General features: G+C 58.3%; 17 protein-coding genes and 1 pseudogene. 2 read left to right on the top strand and 16 right to left on the bottom strand.

Features of this window, described 5'->3' with window-relative positions; translation table 11 throughout:
• Positions 1 to 100: 100 nt before the first annotated feature.
• The 13 genes and pseudogenes from pufC to ACSHXH_RS05885 form a co-directional block, all read right to left on the bottom strand.
• A complete protein-coding gene (pufC, locus tag ACSHXH_RS05825) occupies positions 101 to 1171 on the bottom strand; it encodes a photosynthetic reaction center cytochrome PufC (protein WP_435670834.1) in 1071 nt (356 codons plus the stop codon).
• A 2-nt stretch (positions 1172 to 1173) separates the two neighbouring features.
• Complete coding sequence (pufM, locus tag ACSHXH_RS05830; RefSeq protein ID WP_435670835.1) at positions 1174 to 2157, bottom strand: photosynthetic reaction center subunit M; 984 nt, start codon at positions 2155 to 2157, stop codon at positions 1174 to 1176.
• A gap of 2 nt (positions 2158 to 2159) precedes the next feature.
• Entirely contained in the window at positions 2160 to 3002 is an 843-nt protein-coding gene (gene pufL, locus ACSHXH_RS05835; protein ID WP_435670836.1) for a photosynthetic reaction center subunit L, read from the bottom strand.
• 133 nt (positions 3003 to 3135) lie between these two features.
• Positions 3136 to 3291, bottom strand: coding sequence for a light-harvesting antenna LH1, alpha subunit (pufA, locus tag ACSHXH_RS05840; RefSeq protein ID WP_085627475.1), 156 nt, complete (start codon positions 3289 to 3291; stop codon positions 3136 to 3138).
• 15 nt (positions 3292 to 3306) lie between these two features.
• Positions 3307 to 3456 carry a light-harvesting antenna LH1, beta subunit gene (gene pufB, locus ACSHXH_RS05845; RefSeq protein WP_072778079.1) on the bottom strand — a complete coding sequence of 50 codons (150 nt, stop codon included), beginning with the start codon at positions 3454 to 3456 and terminating at the stop codon, positions 3307 to 3309.
• Between the two features lie 120 nt (positions 3457 to 3576).
• A complete protein-coding gene (gene pufQ / locus ACSHXH_RS05850) occupies positions 3577 to 3804 on the bottom strand; it encodes a cytochrome PufQ (protein ID WP_435670837.1) in 228 nt (75 codons plus the stop codon).
• Positions 3801 to 5264: a chlorophyllide a reductase subunit Z gene (gene bchZ, locus ACSHXH_RS05855; protein WP_435670838.1), complete on the bottom strand. Its 1464-nt coding sequence runs from the start codon at positions 5262 to 5264 to the stop codon at positions 3801 to 3803. The genes pufQ and bchZ overlap by 4 nt, the downstream gene beginning before the upstream one ends.
• Positions 5265 to 5338: 74 nt before the next feature.
• Positions 5339 to 5671: pseudogene (locus tag ACSHXH_RS05860) on the bottom strand (chlorophyllide a reductase subunit Z); the annotation flags it as partial.
• On the bottom strand, positions 5671 to 7227 hold the full coding sequence (bchY, locus tag ACSHXH_RS05865; protein WP_435670839.1) for a chlorophyllide a reductase subunit Y: 1557 nt from the start codon (positions 7225 to 7227) through the stop codon (positions 5671 to 5673). The pseudogene ACSHXH_RS05860 and the gene bchY, both read right to left, overlap by 1 nt.
• Before the next feature lie 46 nt (positions 7228 to 7273).
• The gene (locus ACSHXH_RS05870; protein WP_435670840.1) at positions 7274 to 8278 is read right to left on the bottom strand and encodes a chlorophyllide a reductase iron protein subunit X; all 1005 of its coding nucleotides are present in this window, start codon (positions 8276 to 8278) and stop codon (positions 7274 to 7276) included.
• The gene (bchC, locus tag ACSHXH_RS05875) at positions 8278 to 9216 is read right to left on the bottom strand and encodes a chlorophyll synthesis pathway protein BchC (protein ID WP_435670841.1); all 939 of its coding nucleotides are present in this window, start codon (positions 9214 to 9216) and stop codon (positions 8278 to 8280) included. Before bchC ends, ACSHXH_RS05870 begins: the two co-directional genes overlap by 1 nt.
• A 144-nt stretch (positions 9217 to 9360) precedes the next feature.
• The gene (locus ACSHXH_RS05880) at positions 9361 to 10506 is read right to left on the bottom strand and encodes a methyltransferase (protein ID WP_435670842.1); all 1146 of its coding nucleotides are present in this window, start codon (positions 10504 to 10506) and stop codon (positions 9361 to 9363) included.
• Position 10507: 1 nt separating this feature from the next.
• Positions 10508 to 11383 (bottom strand): polyprenyl synthetase family protein, encoded by an 876-nt coding sequence (locus tag ACSHXH_RS05885; RefSeq protein ID WP_435670843.1) that lies wholly within the window; start codon positions 11381 to 11383, stop codon positions 10508 to 10510.
• A gap of 95 nt (positions 11384 to 11478) precedes the next feature.
• Between ACSHXH_RS05885 and crtD the strand changes: the two genes are divergently transcribed.
• Entirely contained in the window at positions 11479 to 13050 is a 1572-nt protein-coding gene (crtD, locus tag ACSHXH_RS05890) for a 1-hydroxycarotenoid 3,4-desaturase CrtD (RefSeq protein WP_435670844.1), read from the top strand.
• Complete coding sequence (gene crtC, locus ACSHXH_RS05895) at positions 13005 to 13877, top strand: carotenoid 1,2-hydratase (protein WP_435671002.1); 873 nt, start codon at positions 13005 to 13007, stop codon at positions 13875 to 13877. The genes crtD and crtC overlap by 46 nt, the downstream gene beginning before the upstream one ends.
• On the opposite strand, the gene tspO is transcribed toward crtC, so the two are convergent.
• From tspO to ACSHXH_RS05910, 3 genes are read right to left on the bottom strand one after another with little or no spacing between them, the layout of a single operon-like run.
• The gene (gene tspO / locus ACSHXH_RS05900; protein WP_435670845.1) at positions 13874 to 14356 is read right to left on the bottom strand and encodes a tryptophan-rich sensory protein TspO; all 483 of its coding nucleotides are present in this window, start codon (positions 14354 to 14356) and stop codon (positions 13874 to 13876) included. The genes crtC and tspO overlap by 4 nt on opposite strands.
• A 5-nt stretch (positions 14357 to 14361) precedes the next feature.
• A complete protein-coding gene (gene crtB / locus ACSHXH_RS05905) occupies positions 14362 to 15399 on the bottom strand; it encodes a 15-cis-phytoene synthase (RefSeq protein ID WP_435670846.1) in 1038 nt (345 codons plus the stop codon).
• Entirely contained in the window at positions 15396 to 16946 is a 1551-nt protein-coding gene (locus ACSHXH_RS05910) for a phytoene desaturase (RefSeq protein WP_435670847.1), read from the bottom strand. Before ACSHXH_RS05910 ends, crtB begins: the two co-directional genes overlap by 4 nt.
• Positions 16947 to 17038: the final 92 nt, after the last annotated feature.

Here is a 17038-nt window from a genome sequence, read left to right on the forward strand (position 1 = left end):
GGTGTTGAGCCCCGTATCCGGTTTTGCGTTTTGGGAACCTATCAAAACCGGATCTGGCAACCCGAGCAGCGTTGCTGCCGCTCGGGTAAGTCGTAAGACCTCAGGAGTCAGTCAACTCGAGCTCGGGCCATTCCGCAATCACGTTCAGGCCCTGAAGCGGTTGTTGATACCCCTTGTGGCACGTCTTGCAGGCAGCCTTGGGCGCATCTGCAAAGACCGGACCCAGACGTTCTGGCGGAAGCAGACCTTCGAGCGGCACCAACCAATCGTTGTTGATTTCCTGAACCATCGAGATGCCCAGCATTTCTGTCGACCACTGCGGTGTGACCTGTTCGGGGTCATAGAACGCACGGGTGTTATGACAGAACACACAGTTCACACCCAGCGAGTTGGACACGTAGTTCATCAAGCTGAATGTACGTTCCGTGTCCTGCCAGGTGGTGACACCTTCTTCGTGGGGATATTCGGCAACATGGGCTTCCAGATTGTGAACGCTGATGCGGCCATAATCCAGAAGGAACGTCTCCAAAGCGTCAGAGGGGAGCGACGTGTACTGGCTTTGCACCGTCACTCTGTTCTGAACCGCCGCCCAACCGCCGGCTGCTTCGTTGACAGGCCCCATCTTGAACCAAATCTCGCTTGGAACGGCCTCACCACGGTGACAGGTGTAACACGTCACACCAACCTGAGCATTGGATTGAACGTGGCCAATCCAGTCTTCGTTGATGCTCTGGGTCATCCCCACCATCGTATAGGCGACCTGGGTCTGGTAATTGTCGGGATCCTCCATCAGATCGGGAATCCCGGTCCAGGACCGCATCGCAACGACCAGTTCCGCATATTGCTCAGGGGCAATATCACCCAGCGCGGGCGGGACGTTTTGCAACGCCGCTTCGCTGACTGCCGCAATATCCGCTTCGGTGATCTGGTCGCGTGTGAGGTAGCCCGCGATGGTCGGATCGGCTTTGCGAACCTCGTTCCTGAACTCCGGCACCGACATCCCTGTCCCACGGGGACCGGTCTGAAGACTGTCGGTCTTGAACGGCTGACCTACGACCACAAGGAATGCAGCGACTGTCACGGCCGTGCCCAAGGCACCTATCAGGATCGCCGGACCGTAGATATTGGTCGGATTTTCATTGTTCCATTTATCGAACCATTTGGGAAACATGATCAGTTCTCCTGTCCAATAAAGGTTTGATAGGAACCAAAGGCCTCATAACCGTAGGAGCCGTCATACATCGGAGCGAAGTGATGCTCTTGTGCCCAGATGAACCAGTTGTCGACGACTGTACCTGTCAGCAGGATGCCAATGCCGCCCGTGATCGGAGTGAGGACTGCAAACCACCACGCCCAGCGGTGAATGCCTTCCATCGTGGCGTTGAAGCCCATGGTCCAGCGCCAGAACAAGGCAGCACGTTCCGTAGCTGTGCCACGGTCCACAATCTGTTCCAGTTCACGGTCGCCGCCGTAACGGGTTACCGCAAGGATGGTTGCACCGTGCATCGCAAACAGCAGGACCGAGCCATAGAGGAACACGATCGAGAGCGCGTGGAACGGGTTGTAGTACAGGTTGCCGTAACGGATCGAAAACGCCGTGGTCCAGTCAAGGTGCGGGAAGATCCCGTAAGGCACCGCTTCTGACCATGATCCCATCAGGATCGGACGGAAAAGACCCAGCACAAGGAACAGCCAGATCGCAGAGCCAAACGCCCAGAAGACGTGTTTGCCCATCTTGTGTTCCATGGCCAGCAAGTAGGTTCGTGCCCACCAGCTCATCACAGAGATCAGCAAAAAGAAGCTGGCGATGATGTACCAACCGCCTTCGTTCAGCGGCGGCATGCGCAACCCGTATTCCGGGCTTGGCGGCTCAAGCGCCAGCCAGAACAGCTGACGGATGAATTCCGGGATCGACCAGCCGACTTGCGCCAGCATGTTCAGGCCAATGATGTTGAACGCAAGGAGACCCGTTGCAAGCGACACCATCCCGGTCCAACCCAGCCAGATCGGGCCAAGCTGTGCGTTGCCGATCCAACCGATCAGGGTGGAAAAGCTGCCTTTTCCCATCCGTTCCTGTTCGGCATTTTCGGTTGCCATGCCCCATTCGGGATTACCCTGAACCTGGACCTGGGTGAAAATGTTCTGATATTCAGCCATGATTACATCCCCACCACGTTAGAGCCCCAGATGGGCATATCGAGCCACCAGTTCCACCACTCGGGCCAGCCCTTCGTCCAGACGGGACCAGAGATGATGATACAGATCGCGGACCAGAAGCCTGCGTTCAGCGCGAGCAGCAGACCGACACGGTGGATACCAAGGGTTCCGACCGAATAGCCGATGAAGTCGCGGAAGAACGTGTCTTCGTGATCGGGTGTGCGCATTTCCTCGCCCTTTTCAGGGTTCGCCGCCGACAGGATCAAACCGCCATGTAATGCCAGTGCCAGCGTCGTGGTGAAGAAGAACGTCACCGCAAGCATGTGGGCCGGGTTGTAATGGAAATGCAGGTAGGCATAGCCAGTGTTCGACACCCAGTCGAGGTGGCTGAAGATGCCATAGGGGAAACCGTGTCCCCACGCGCCCATCAGAAGCGGGCGGAAGATCACAAGCGTCACATAAGCGAAAATTGCGAAACCAAAGGCGAATGGCACGTGGTAGCCAATACCCAGTTTACGGCAGATTTCCACCTCGCGCAGCGCCCAGCTGATGAATGCGCCCGTCGCGCAGATCGTGATGATCTGCCACAAGCCACCCTCCATCAGCGGTGCCATGCCCAGACCGTAACTCAGGTCGGGCGGCGCGATGTTGATGAGCCATGGATTGAATGTGCCTTGATCGGCCGCTCCCCAAAAAATGAGGATCGTGCCAAGCAGAGCGAAAAAGGCGGTCGTGACTCCGAAGAAGCCTACGTAGAAAGGCCCAACCCAGAAGTCGAACAGATCGCCGCCGATCAGCGTCCCTCCGCGGACGCGGTACTTTTTTTCGAAGCTGAGCAGCGCCATCTTCTTTATCTCCGCGTTTGCCGGCACGTCTCTAGAAGAGACCTAGCCGTCATGTTTAAGTTTGGTTTTGCCGCGGGCGGGGCGATGGTCTGCCGCCCGCAGCGATCTTGTAAGCTCTTCCGAGCTGATTGGCTTACATGCCAGCGGCTGCTGCGGTTTCGAACCAGTTGATGCCGTTAGACAGCACCACCAGGTGAATCATTGCAGCCAGCAGGAAGAGGAAGACACCCTGCGCGACAAACACGCGACGGGGATCAAAGATTAGCCAGATCTTGTAGAACTTTGCCATTATATTGATCCTTCCTTAGAACCAGGGGCGCCAGATGAAGGTTGCCAGGTGTGCAACCACTGCAACCGCCGAGAACAGCCAAAGGCCGCTCATGTAGACGGAATGCAGCTCCTGGGCCTGCTCGTCAGTAAGACCTGTGAATGACAGGTCGGTATTATCAGCCATGAACTTTCCTCCGGAATGTTATGCTGACGCCGCACTCCCTGCGGCCGGGTCCATCAGGGCTTACGCCCTTCAGGTCCTGTCCACCCCGCCGGGTGGCCAGTCTTGGATTCTCGACCTGCATCAGGCCGAGAAAATGAGTGGCGTGATCCGATCCGCTTCACACCATGCGCGCGCCAATGGGCCTTGCATGTTGAGCGTCTGTTTCTGGAACACTTCGAGCAACCAGATCACGGTGGCGAAGGGGATCGCGACGATGAAAATGATGCTGAAATAAACCAGGAACTCGGTTCCGCGTTTTGTGTGACCGTGCTTGTGACCGCGCGTGTCAGAAGAGGTGAAATCCGTCATTTGGTCGGTCCTCCTTGGGTGTTGGCAAGAGCTTGAACTGTCTCAAAGACAACGCGTTCAGCGCCTTGTTTCAGGGCTGCCTCCTCTGCGGCGTCACGCAGGTTTTTGGCGGCAGAAATTCGGGTGAGTACGGGATGCTGCGACACGATCCGGTCCAGTTCGGACTGAGCGTCAGTATCCCATGGGAAGTCACGGCGCAGCGGCGTCAGGGTCGAATCCGCCTTGTCCATTTCCGAACCCAGCGGCAGGATATGGAACAGCGCGTCAAACAGGCCATTGCACACTTCTTGCAGAAGATACGTTGCCCCTGCATAGCCCATCATCGGCGTTCCGGTGTGACGCCGGATCGCGGCACCAGGGAACGAGGCCGGGATAAACGTGGGCTGCGGGCCATGCCCTGCTTGCATTTCAGCAAGGTACATCTTTTCGTTGATCGACCCCATCACGACCAGCGGACGCTTGGTGTGGATCATTGAACGCACTTCGTTGTTGTTGGTCTTCTCACCGGCAACGCGGGCCACCGCAAAGGCGCAAGGAAGACCCAGATCACCCTCGAGGTAATTACGGATGCCACGGGCATAGGTTTCGTTTGCAACGATCCCGAATTGAGCGGTGGCAAAGAAATCCTGTGTGACCGACCGCCAGAGATCCCAGACGGGCTTGAGCGTCGAATGCTTTTCTTTTTGGATGAACGGCTCGGGATCAAGCCCCAACAGATCACCCAGCTTACGCAGGAATTTCGTGGTCGAATCCATCCCGATCGGCGCTTGCAGATACGGCTTGCCCAGACATTCGCACAGCCCGCGACCAAATTCACGGTACATGCAAATATTGACATCGGCATTCACGAGGTTGCGCATCTCAGCCACATGCGCTCCCAGTGGCATCACCATGTTGACCTCGGCACCCATGCCTTCGACCAGGCGCCGTATCTCGGCCAGATCAGAGGGCATGTTGAACGTGCCATACATTGGACCGAGGATATTGACCCGAGGCTTGGCACCTTCTTCACGCTTCTTCTCGGGGGGCATCCGGCCTTTGGTCATGCCGAATTCCGTGAAAATCCACGTCATGGCGCGGTCCGCGCTCTGCCATTGGTCCTCATCGATAGTACGCGGCAAGAACCGCTGGATGTTGGTCCCCTGCGGTGTGACCCCACCCCCGATCATCTCGGCAATGGAGCCGGTCACAACAACGGCTGGCAACGCGGGATCAAGGACTTTCCATGCCCGCTGCATCGCCTCTTCCGTTCCTTTACCCATTTCATCTTCAGCCAGACCGGTGACGACGATGGGTAATTCGTGCGGCGGAAGCGCGTCGGTATAGTGCAGGACGGAGGTCACTGGCAGGTTCTCGCAGCCCACCGGGCCGTCGATGACGACCTGCAAACCCTTGACGGCACAAAAGGCGTAAACCGCCCCCCAATAGCCGCCCGCTCGGTCGTGATCTTGAATCAGCATCAGATCATCTCCTGCGCTTTGGCAGCACGCGCCTGTTTGTCACTGTTCTTTTGATACTGGGCACAGAAGTCGGACCGCAGGTGCGTGCCCATCGGGGTCATGTCACAGCCGATCATCTTGGAAGTAGACCCCGTCACCACCGCCGGTAGAGCTGGGTCGAGCACACCCCGGGCGCGTTTCATCGCTCCCTCGGTCCCCTCTCGACCCAGCTCCTCCTCACCGAGGCCTGTAACCACGATAGGGAGCTCATGCGGCGGTAGCGCATACGTTTGGTGAAGACCCGACGTCACAGGCAGGTTTTCGCACCCGACCGGACCGTCGATGACAACTTGCAGACCTTTAACAGCGGTGAGGGCGTAGACCGCCCCCCAGTAACCGCCCGCGCGCTCATGACCCTGAATCAACATCAGATCATCTCCTGCGCTTTGGCGGCACGCGCCTGTTTGTCGATTTTCTTTTGATGTGCCGCGCGGAAATCGGGACGCAGGTTTGGGGATCCTTCCCAAACGCCAGCGGTGTCACCGGTGCCCACACCATCAAAAAAGGCTTTCATGTCGTCCATGCGGGCCTTGCCTGCGATGGCGGCATTGATGACTTCGGCCAGACTGCCTGCACCGGCTGGGCCCATCAGGGGGCGCGCAGAAATCAGGTTGGTGTAGTACAGGCCCGGAATGCCCATTTCTTTTGCCTTCTGCACAACCGGGGTTGTGCCGATGGCCAGATCGGGCCGGACTGCTTCCATAGCCGCGCAATCATCTTCGAGAGACGCGCGATATGTAACCTTGATGCCCTTGGCCTCAAGCCATTCACGGTCGGGTTCGGACCATTTGGTCTTGGGACACGCGGTGCCAACGTAGCGCAGATCCGCACCGCTTTCGACCAACAGACGTGCGACCAGAAGCTCTGATCCTTCGTAGCCGGACAAAGTGATCGTGCCTTTGATAGGGGTCGCAGCCAATGCGCCCTTGATTGCGGGCAGAAACGCATTTTGCGCGGCGGCAATCTGGGCGGCGGGGATATTGTATGCATCACCAATGCCCGCCAGCCACGCTGCGGTGCCATCATGACCCACGGGCGCAGAGCCAACGATCTTGCGACCTGCCGCTTCGAATTCACGGATGGCAGCGGTGTAGAACGGGTGAATCGCAGCAACGACGCCACAATCCAAAGCCGCGTAAAGTTCGCGCCATTCACGACAAGGCACCACAGGACCGGCGGCCAAACCCATTGGGGCCAGCATTGCGCCAATCATCATCGGATCTGCCGGAAACATCTCACCCAGCAAGGCAACGGTCGGGCGATCCGCTTTGCCACCAGCGGGGGCTTGCACTGGGCCTGCCTTGATCTCTTCGCGGGCATAATTCAGCATCGCACCGGCAAGGACATCTTTGGCCTCGGCATGGGTTGGAATGCCAAAGCCCGGAACGTCGATACCGACAATGCGCACGCCATTGATCTCTTTCGGAAGCAACCGCAGCGGCACACCGGACGCTGTCGGAACACACAGGTTGGTCACCACGATGGCATCGAATTGATCGGGATCGGCCATTTCATGCACAGAGTCGCGGATATCTTCGTAAAGCTTGCCCGTGACGAGCGATTCCGAATTGAACGGCACATATCCGACCGACCGGCGCGCCCCGTAGAAATGCGACACGAAGGTCAAGCCATAGACACAACAGGCCGACCCGGACAGGATTGTCGCAACGCGTTTCATTCGAAGGCCGACGCGCAGTGACCCAAAGGCGGGACACATGCTTTGTGGTTGGTCATGCGGACCCTTGGGATAGTCCTTTGCGAACTGATCCAGCATCTCGGAATTGCCGGCAAGTCGCGCGGCCTTTTCCATCTCAGATCCGGAATGACACCCAAGCCCATCCGCCAGCACTGGCGCATCGACCCGCGGTTCCCCACGGATGACGTCGACCTCTGCCGTCTCGTCGTATGTTGCTTCGTTTGTCACGTCTCTATCTTCCTTCGTTCCCAAAAAGCGATCCGGGGGCTAACCGTCACACTTCGTCGTAAATCACTTCCAAGGACGCTTGCGGTGCGGCGTTCTTGCCGCGCATGTCGATGTCCGTTGCCGGAACAAGCGTGTATCCCGCGCCTGTCTCGGACCCGTCGAACAGATCAAGAAGCTGGTCTTGATTGAGCGGCGCAGGGCGCACGGGCGGGGCTTCGCCGACGTTCAGGCCAAGTTCGGCAAAAAGGCTGCCCCAAGGGGACGCATCCGTGCCAACGATCTGGTAATTCGCGGATTTCTTGCGCAAGTCGTCATCCTGCGGGATCGAAGCCAGAACAGGGATTTTCACCGCCTCGGCAAAGGCTTGCGCCTCGCCCGAGCCGTCATCCTTGTTGATGACCAAACCTGCCACGCCAACATTGCCGCCCAGTTTGCGGAAATACTCGACCGCAGAACACACGTTGTTCGCAACATAAAGTGACTGAAGGTCGTTCGACGCGACGAGGATCACCTTTTGCGCCATATCGCGGGCGATCGGCAGGCCAAAGCCGCCACAAACCACGTCACCCAAGAAGTCCAGAAGAACGTAGTCGAAATCCCAATCGTGGAAGCCCAGCTTTTCGAGCAGTTCGAATCCGTGGATGATACCACGACCACCGCATCCGCGACCCACTTCGGGCCCGCCCAGCTCCATGGCGAACACGCCACCACGCTTGAAGCACACATCGCCGATCTTCACCTCTTCCCCGGCCAGTTTCTTTTTGGTCGAGGTTTCAATGATCGTCGGGCAGGCTTTGCCGCCGAACAGCAGGGATGTTGTGTCAGATTTCGGGTCACACCCGATCAGAAGAACGCGCTTGCCCTGCTCGGCCATCATGTGGCTGAGATTAGCCAGCGTGAAGGATTTGCCGATGCCGCCCTTGCCATAGATCGCAATGATCTGGGTTTTGGACGTCGGTTCGCCTTGCGGCACTTCGAGCGTCGGCTCTTCGCTTGCCTCGTCACGCAGTCGTTGATCGAAGTCTTTCAGATTTGGCACTTCGTCTTTCATTACTGCGTCTCCCAATTCAGTATCATTTTCAGGCAGGTCGGATCTTCGAACGCAGTGCGATACGCGCCCGGCGCATCCGTTGCTGCCGCTTGGTGTGTGATTAGACCGTCAAGGCTGAGCGCGCCGCTCTCGACCAGAGTACGGGTCGCCGCGAGATCGTCGCGCGCCCATTCAGCGGCCACGCGAAACCGCGCTTCTTTCATGAAGGCGGGGGGAAAAGCGAATTGAAGCGGCTGGGTATAGAACCCGGCAAGCACGATTTCACCACCCTTGGCGATACGACCAACGAGGTCATTCAAAAGACCGCCATTGCCGCTGGCATCATAGATTGATCGGTAATCGCGGCGCTCGTCGGCGTCGGGATGGATCACCTCGTACCCATCTGCGCCAGCCAAGCGATCTGCATCGATTTCCCAAACTGTCGGCGCAGGCGCACCAGCGGCAATTGTGAGGCGGGCAAGCAAACGGCCCAGAACACCGTGCCCAACAATCAGGTCAGGCACGGCCTTGTCCAAACCGGCCATCGCATGACGTGCAGTCGCGGCAAGGGCCAACAAGGCGCCTTGCGGACCAAGCTGACGATCAATGCGGGTGACCCGGTCCTGTGCGGTCACAAGACGGCGCGTTGCGCCGCCGAACAAACCAAACACGCCGTCATAACAATTGGCACCCGGCACAAAGACATGGTCACCAGGCTTGTAGCCCGTGTTGGCACCCGCTTCGACAACTTCGCCAGACGCTTCGTATCCGGGGATCAGAGGATACCCCATGCCCGGAAAGGGCGGCATATCCCCCGTCCAGAAAAGCTTTTCCGTACCGGTTGAAATGCCTGAATAGGCAATATCGACCACCAGATCGTCAGGGCCGGGATCAGTCAGTTGGACAGTTTCCAACGCAAGGGTCTTCGGCGCATTCAGCACTACAGCGTTCGTTTGCATCCCAACCTCCTGCGGCTTGGTGACGATCACATCCTAGAATCGAATCCGGGCGGATCATCGGGTGTTCAGTAAGTGTCAGTTTATTCTTACACACTAATCTGTCAACTATAATAGACACATTCTGTTGTAAACAAATGAAAACACTCAACCGAGTGGTTTCACAGCCGTCAGCGCGGTCGTCACAAAGGGACGGCGCGACCGAATTTCCTTGATACTTTCAAAGCCAGCGCCCTTGCAGAGTGCACCAATCCTGTCGGCGCTCCGCACTGTGCCCGTTTGCATCGCAAGACAGTAAAAGCTGAAATAGACGTCGCCAGCGATCTCGGGCGCGGCACCGCCAGACATTGGTTCAGACACCAAAAGCCGCCCGCCTTGGGGCAAAGTGTCATAAACTTTAGACAGTAAGGCCGCAACAGTGTGGTCTTCGTGATCGTACAACACCCGGATCAAAGAGATCGTATCCGCATCCGCAGGCAAAGGATCATCGCGGAACGAGCCGGGCACAAAGGTCAGTCGTTCCTTGGCCGGAGACGCCTGCATCCGCGCCTGTGCGTTTGCCGCAACCGCCGGAAGGTCGAACACCGTTGCGCGCAAATCGCGATACTTCAACGCCGCCGCTTCGGCAAAGACGCCGTAACCGCCTCCGACATCCAAAAGGTGTTTCGTCTGCGCCAGATTCACCGCAGCCAGCGTATCGGCCGAAACAATCTCCTGAGAACGCGCCATTAAATCGGAATAGCGGTTTGATGTATCCGCATCTGTGGCGTTTTCGGCACCGAACACGTACGGCCAGAATGCAGCCAGCTCTGTCTCAACCTCACCGCGCAACAACGCGACAGGGTCATTCAGGTCCCGATAGAACGCAGCATGATGACGGATCATGTCTTCCAGACCGGGCACGCCCACCATCGCCGCGCCTTTGCGGGCAAGAGCGTAGCGGCCCTTGCGATCCCGCTTTGTCAGCTTCATCGCGGTGGCCGCCATCATCAAACGGTCCATTTTGTCCGCTTGCATCAACGACACGCGCGCCAAATCATCGGCACTTAACGCGCCTTCCATCAGGCGGTGCAAAATCCGCAGGTCGACCAGCGCAAACAGAACCTGCGATTTGACAAAGCCTTGTACAATATCGAAAAGTTCGGCGCCATCTTTGGCAGCGGTGCCACGGGTCAAGGGAAACGACGACGCCCAGCGCTGAAATCCTGGGCGCGCAATCACGCGCATCAACCGCGTGCGCAGCCCAGTTTTCGGGCGATATCCGGCAGGCGGACTATCCGAGGCGAGCGCCATCTTACCCGGCTCGGGCCGCGCGCGTTTGCGGCACTGGGGTCAGCCGTTCGGCCTGCATACGCACCATTTCAGCAAGCTGCGCCTCACCGGGGCACGACGGAATCGACGAAATCGCACCGCTCAGGATATCGCGCAGGCGCGACTTTGCGCCATCGACGCCCAACACGGCCACCGCGTTCGGGCGACCGTGCAGATCATCCTGACCCACCGGCTTGCCCAGCGTTTCGCTGTCATACAGCGCGTCGCGCAGATCATCTGCCACCTGAAACGCCTCGCCGATGCGGGCGCCCAGCTCAAACCACGGCTCTTCGTCCTGACCGGCGGCAATCGCCCCCATCTGGGTGGCGGCGATGAACAACGCCCCTGTCTTGGACTTGTGATAGGCGGATAGGTCAATCTTGGACTCGCTCTCCCAACCCTGCCCGGCGCAGATGCCGTGCGGCATGCCAGACTGGCGCGTCAGAATGCGGATCAAGCGCAACGCGCGATCCGGCGAATGCTGTGCCGCCATGGCCAACACTTCGAAGGCAAGAATGATAAGGCTGTCACCCGCCAAAACCGCGAGCGGTTCGGAATAGGCGCGGTGGACCGAAGGTTTGCCCCGACGAATGGCAGCATTGTCGAAACAGGGAAGGTCATCATGCACAAGGCTCGCGCAATGCATCAGCTCAAGCGCGGCGGCTGCGGCGTCTGCAACTTTGGGCGAATCATCTCCGCAAGCCAGTGCCACCGACATCAGGATCGTTGGGCGGATGCGCGCGCCACCCGGCGTGCAGGCATAATGCAAGGCGTCCGACAGTTTGGCGGGAGGTGTTCCGCCTTGTCCGATGCGAATTGCCGCTTCTACAGCAGAATTAATGCGGGTCTGAAGTCCCATCGAACGCTCCTAAAAACATTGTGTTGTCATCTTATTCTGACACACTAGTGTAAACCATACTGGACACTTGGCAAATGCGAGTCAACAATTCGATGATGAAAAAGCCACGACACAGCTCTGGGCGCGTCATTGTGATTGGCGCGGGGATCGGCGGGCTGGCGACGGCCCTGCCCCTTGTGCATCGTGGGTTTGACGTGACCGTTCTGGAACGGCACTCTGCGCCCGGCGGTAAAATGCGTCAGGTGAATGGCGTTGATGCCGGGCCAACCGTGCTGACCATGCTTGATGTGTTTGAAGCGCTGTTTGACGATGCGGGCGAAACCCTGTCAGACCACGTCATGCTGATCCAACAAAAGATCCTTGCGCGTCATTGGTGGCCAGACAGCGGACCGCTTGATCTGTTCCCAGACCGGGATCAAAGCGCGGACGCCATCGGCGCGTTCGCCGGGACCGTTGCCAAAACCGAGTTCCTGGCATTTGCCGACCGCGCCGCGCGCCTTTTCAACGGGTTCCACGATCCGATGATGCTGCAACCCGAACCCAATCTGGGCGCGCTGACTGCGCATGTTATCAAGAACCCGTCCCTGATCCGCGACATGGGTGTCGGGCAAACGCTCAAACGGATGCTGGACCAAAGCTTTACTGACCCGCGCCTAAGGCAATTGTTCGGCCGCTATGCCACCTATGTTGGGGGATCGCCGGATCGGTCCCCTGCCCTGCTCTCTCTGATCTGGGAGGCTGAGGCGCGGGGCGTGTGGTGTGTCAAAGGCGGGATGAGCGCGCTGGCCAAGGCGATAGCCGCACTGATCGTGGCAAAAGGCGGGAACATCAGGACCAATACGACGGTCCGCAAGATCAACACTGCACTGGGTGGCGTGTCCGGTGTCACGTTGACCAACGGCGAAACACTTTATGCCGAGCACGTGGTGTTCAATGGCGATCCCCGCGCGTTAGCCTTGGGTCTTTTGGGCGAGGCGGCAAAACCAATCGCACCCATCACAGTGAAACGGGCCCGCAGCCATTCTGCGAATGTATGGAGCTTTCAGGCGGCGCCTTCGGACATGCCGTTGGTGCATCACAACCTGTTCTTCAGTGATCCCTCCAAAAACGAATTTGCCGAAATCGAACGTGGTTACATTCCGTCGGACCCCACGCTGTACGTCTGCGCCGAAGATCGCGGGCAAGACACGCCCCACCCGCAGACCGAGCGGTTCGAAATTATCATGAATACCCCGCCCCTGACGCAGCGCACGGCACAGCCCGAGGACTATGAGATATGTCACACACGGACCTTTCCCCTTCTTCGCCGCTACGGTCTGAGCTTCTCACCGGAACCGGGACCGGACAGCCTGACGACAGCAAAGAGCTTCGACGCGCTTTTTCCCGGCAGCGCCGGTTCGCTATACGGGCAGAGCCCGCACGGGATGACAGCAGCGTTGGAACGACCGACGGCACGGACCAAGATCAAGGGCCTGTATCTGGCGGGCGGCGGCACACATCCGGGGGCGGGCGTCCCGATGGCAGCGCTCTCCGGCAGGCACGCGGCCGCGGCGATTGTGACGGACCGAACTTCAACCTCAAAGTCCCGGAAAACGGTTACGCCTGGTGGTACGTCGATGGCATCTCTGCCGACGGCACGCGCGCTGTCTCGGTCATCGGGTTCATAGGATCGGTCTTTTCGCCGTGGTATCGCTGGTCGGGGCGCAGGAACCCTGAAGACCACGTGTGCATCAATGTCGCCACCTATGGCCGCGGCGGGCGGTTCACCATGACCGATCGCGGCACCCCTGCCCTCCGCCAGACGGCCAACAGCTTAACCGTTGGGCCCTCGTCAATGCGATGGGAAAACGGCAAGTTGGTGATTGACGTCAACGAACTGTCCGGCCCGCCAATTGTCAGCCGTGTGCGTGGCACCATCACCGTGACGCCCAGCGCTATCACGCAGGTTGAACTGCCTCTGACCGAAGATGGGGCGCATATCTGGCGGCCTTTTGGGCCAGTGTCCGACATTTCCGTCGATCTGGATGCGCCCGGTTGGCAATGGGACGGCCACGGGTATTTTGACGCCAATTTCGGTACGCGCGCATTGGAAGAGGATTTCTCGTATTGGACATGGGGCCGTTACCCGGCAGCAGATGGCAGCACATGTTTTTACGATGCTACACGCCTTGATGGGTCAGAGCTTGGAGCCGGGTTTCATTTTGACGCCGATGGCACGGCAGCCGAAATCGACCTGCCGCCACAGCATGAGTTCAAACGGTCACTGTGGGCGGTCCGCCGCGAAACACGCGGAGACCTTGGGTGCAAGCCCCGCCAAGTGATGAACATGCTGGATGCGCCATTCTATTCACGATCCATGGTCGAAACGCAGCTGAACGGAGAGACAACGGTCGGCGTACACGAAGCACTGGATCTGACGCGGTTTCGGTCGCCGTTGCTCAAGCCGATGCTGGCAGTGCGTGTGCCCCGACGCCGGAATTGGACATTCGATTAGGGCGCAGGCGCGCTTGCTTGTTTGGCTTCATCCGGGTTCAAACGCCAGACGCTGGCATTCAGTGCCCCGGCAATGGACACCCAGATCAGATAAGGGATAAACAGCATTCCTGAAACCATGTCGACCTGCCACAGCGCCACCATTGTTGCAGCAACCGACAGCCACAGCGCCGTCAGCACGACCATCCCAAGCTTGATTTTTTTCAATCCGAAAAACACCGGCGTCCAAAGGCTGTTCAGTGCAACCTGCAAGGCCCAAAATGCCATCGCGACTCCGTTGTCGGGAAGCATCGCAACGCGCGCCCCTGCCGTCGCCATACACAGGTATAGCGTTGTCCAGACCACCGGGAACACCCAATCAGGTGGAGTCCAGGACGGTTTGGCCAGATTGCGGTACCATGGGCCGGGCGAGAACAAACCGCCGGTCGATCCTGCCGCAATGCAGGCCGTCAAAAAGATGCTGAAGAGAAGCCAGAACATTCAGGTCAAGTAAGACGCCCGTGCGCGCCATTCAAGGCGTCCCTTTGATCCTTCTCGCATTGTGCCACTTGCGTCAGCGCTTCGAAAATCGCGTCTGCCCGTGATCTGCGATCTACCTGACGGCCCGCGGCCTGCACAAGAAACTTGGTTTCGGGCAGAGAGCTCGCATAAAGAACAGCGGATTTCGGCATCACCGTTGTCAATGCAGCGCGCGCCGCCGATATGGTAAGCCAGCCCAGTTTTTGTGATTTAGACGTATGCGCGCGGGACGAAATGGAATCGTAGCCGCTCCGCTGCACCTGGCTGCCAATCCCCGCGTAGATGAAACGCGCGGCATAAATTCCGGGGCGCGATCCAATGGGCAGTGCGGCAACACCCGCCTCGGAGCGCATATAAAGACGGTTTGCCTGCATCACCAACCGGCGCGTCATCTGGCGGATCGCCTTGGTCGGTTTTGGCGTATCAAGAAACCGTTGCGGCGACAGTCCGGCCTCGTCCAGCCATTCTGTTGGAAGATAAATCCGGCCTTCCAACGCATCCTCACCGATGTCGCGCGCGATATTGGTCAGCTGCATTGCCACCCCAAGATCACAGGCGCGGGCAAGGGCGTGTGGATCGCGGACGCGCATCAAGACGCACATCATCACACCAACGGCAGAGGCCACGCGCGCCGAATAATCAAACAATTCAGACAAGGTCTCGTAGCGACGCCCCATCGCATCCCACGCCAGCCCTTCCAAAAGTGCGTCGGGCAAAGCGCGCGGCATCTCGAATTCCTCGACCACGCGGGCAAAAGCCCGATCTGCCGGGGCGTTTTCCGGCTGGCCTTGGTAAATTCGCTCTAGCCGGTCCTGAAGCCTTAGAACGGCTGCCGCCTTTTCCTGCTGCAAATCAACCGCGTCATCGGCCAATCGGCAAAACGCGTAAAGCGCAAGCGACGGATCCCGAACCGATGAGGGCAACAGTCGCGATGCCATGTGGAATGACAAAGACCCGTGCCGAATGGCTTCGCGGCAGGCCTCCATGTCGGTGTGATACGTCATCCGCGGACCAGCGCGGGATCGGGAACAAGTTGCTGCAACACTTCTGCCGAGGAAATAACGCCGGGCAACCCCGCCCCCGGATGTGTTCCCGCACCGGTCAGGAACAGACCTTTGAGTTCCTCACTCACATTGTGCGGACGGAACCAAGCGCTTTGCAGGATGCGCGGCTCGATCGAAAAGCCGGACCCGTGGGGAGACAGATACCTGTCCTTGAACGTTTCGGGCGTGAACACTTCGCTTGCGGTCACCCGTTCCGAGAAACCAGGCAGCAATTGTTCTTCCAGCGTCTTGGTCAAGCGCACACGGTATTCGCGTTCCAGCTCTTTCCAATCTGCCGCATCGTCATGACCCAAATGTGGAACCGGGCTTAGAACATAGAACGTATCATCGCCTTTAGGGGCAGCACTTGGGTCCGTGACAGTGGGACGGTGGACATAGAGTGAATAGTCATCCGGCACCTTGCCGCCCATAAAGATGTCGCGCACCAATTCTTTGTACCGCGGGCCATTGAGAATCGTGTGGTGCCCCACATCTTTCCACATGTCGCGCGTTCCCTTGGTTCCGAAATACCAGACATAAAGACCCATCGACCACCGACGCGACTTGAGCTTTTTCGGCGTCCAGCGTTTGCGCGGCTGATTTCGCAACAGGTGATCATAGGTGAACCCGGCATCAGCATTGGACACAACGATATCAGCTGTCAGAACATCGCCAGAGGCGAGCTTGACCCCCCGCGCCTGCTTGTTCTTGACGAGAATCTCGTCAACCTCGGTCTCCATCCGTAGAGTGCCACCCTGTTCGCCAATGATCTTGGCCATGTTTTCGGCAATCGCGGCAACGCCGCCCATTGCGTAATGCACCCCAAATTCCTTTTCGAGGTGAGACACCAGAATATACATCGACGTCACGTTGAACGGGTCACCGCCGATGAACAGCGGGTGAAAGGACAATGCCATGCGCAGCCGCTCATCTTTTACCCGCTTGGACGCATGGGCATAGACCGACCGGTCGGCCCGCAGCATCGCAAACCGTGGCAGCACGCGAATCAGATCTGTCAACTTGTGCATGGACCGACGGCCCAAGTCCTCGAACCCGAACCAATAGCGTTCTTCGCTGTCGCGCAGAAATTTATCATAGCCCGCAACATCGCCCGGAGACAGGCGCCGGACCTCTTCGCGCATCGCTTCCGTATCCTGGCGTGCAGTGAATTTCGACCCGTCAGGCCAGCGGATTTCATAGAACGGATCTAGCGGGCGCAGGTCGACCTCTTCGTGGAAATCCCTGCCGCACGCGGCCCATAACTCTTTGAAAACCTGTGGGACTGTGACAATTGTCGGCCCCAGATCAAAGCGGTGCCCATCTTTCCAGATGCACGATCCGCGCCCCCCCGGAACATCAAGCTTGTCAATCACCGTCACGCGGTAGCCCATCGCACCAAGGCGCATAGCAGACGCAAGTCCCCCCAGCCCAGCACCAATCACCACCGCATGGGCAGAACTAAGCTTGTCAGAATGTGCCGCAAGGGCCGTGTCAAGTTTTGTCATCATTGGTCCATGATATACTGTCAACTTTACTTTACAATATTTTGCCGAGGGGTGCGTCAAATTATTCAGTATCTTGCCTGTTTATTGAGAATGTG

Source organism: Marivita sp., assembly GCF_051251565.1.
Taxonomy (GTDB): Bacteria; Pseudomonadota; Alphaproteobacteria; order Rhodobacterales; family Rhodobacteraceae; genus Marivita.

Coding starts and splice junctions, on each gene's coding strand:
- bchZ (WP_435670838.1), bottom strand. CDS start 5,264: ATGCTGATTCAAGATCACGACCGAGCGGGCGGCTATTGGGGGGCGGTT.
- ACSHXH_RS05870 (WP_435670840.1), bottom strand. CDS start 8,278: ATGAAAGACGAAGTGCCAAATCTGAAAGACTTCGATCAACGACTGCGT.
- bchC (WP_435670841.1), bottom strand. CDS start 9,216: ATGCAAACGAACGCTGTAGTGCTGAATGCGCCGAAGACCCTTGCGTTG.
- pufA (WP_085627475.1), bottom strand. CDS start 3,291: ATGGCAAAGTTCTACAAGATCTGGCTAATCTTTGATCCCCGTCGCGTG.
- pufB (WP_072778079.1), bottom strand. CDS start 3,456: ATGGCTGATAATACCGACCTGTCATTCACAGGTCTTACTGACGAGCAG.
- tspO (WP_435670845.1), bottom strand. CDS start 14,356: ATGTTCTGGCTTCTCTTCAGCATCTTTTTGACGGCCTGCATTGCGGCA.
- crtD (WP_435670844.1), top strand. CDS start 11,479: ATGAAAAAGCCACGACACAGCTCTGGGCGCGTCATTGTGATTGGCGCG.
- pufL (WP_435670836.1), bottom strand. CDS start 3,002: ATGGCGCTGCTCAGCTTCGAAAAAAAGTACCGCGTCCGCGGAGGGACG.
- crtB (WP_435670846.1), bottom strand. CDS start 15,399: ATGACGTATCACACCGACATGGAGGCCTGCCGCGAAGCCATTCGGCAC.
- pufM (WP_435670835.1), bottom strand. CDS start 2,157: ATGGCTGAATATCAGAACATTTTCACCCAGGTCCAGGTTCAGGGTAAT.
- ACSHXH_RS05880 (WP_435670842.1), bottom strand. CDS start 10,506: ATGGCGCTCGCCTCGGATAGTCCGCCTGCCGGATATCGCCCGAAAACT.
- ACSHXH_RS05910 (WP_435670847.1), bottom strand. CDS start 16,946: ATGATGACAAAACTTGACACGGCCCTTGCGGCACATTCTGACAAGCTT.
- pufC (WP_435670834.1), bottom strand. CDS start 1,171: ATGTTTCCCAAATGGTTCGATAAATGGAACAATGAAAATCCGACCAAT.
- ACSHXH_RS05885 (WP_435670843.1), bottom strand. CDS start 11,383: ATGGGACTTCAGACCCGCATTAATTCTGCTGTAGAAGCGGCAATTCGC.
- pufQ (WP_435670837.1), bottom strand. CDS start 3,804: ATGACGGATTTCACCTCTTCTGACACGCGCGGTCACAAGCACGGTCAC.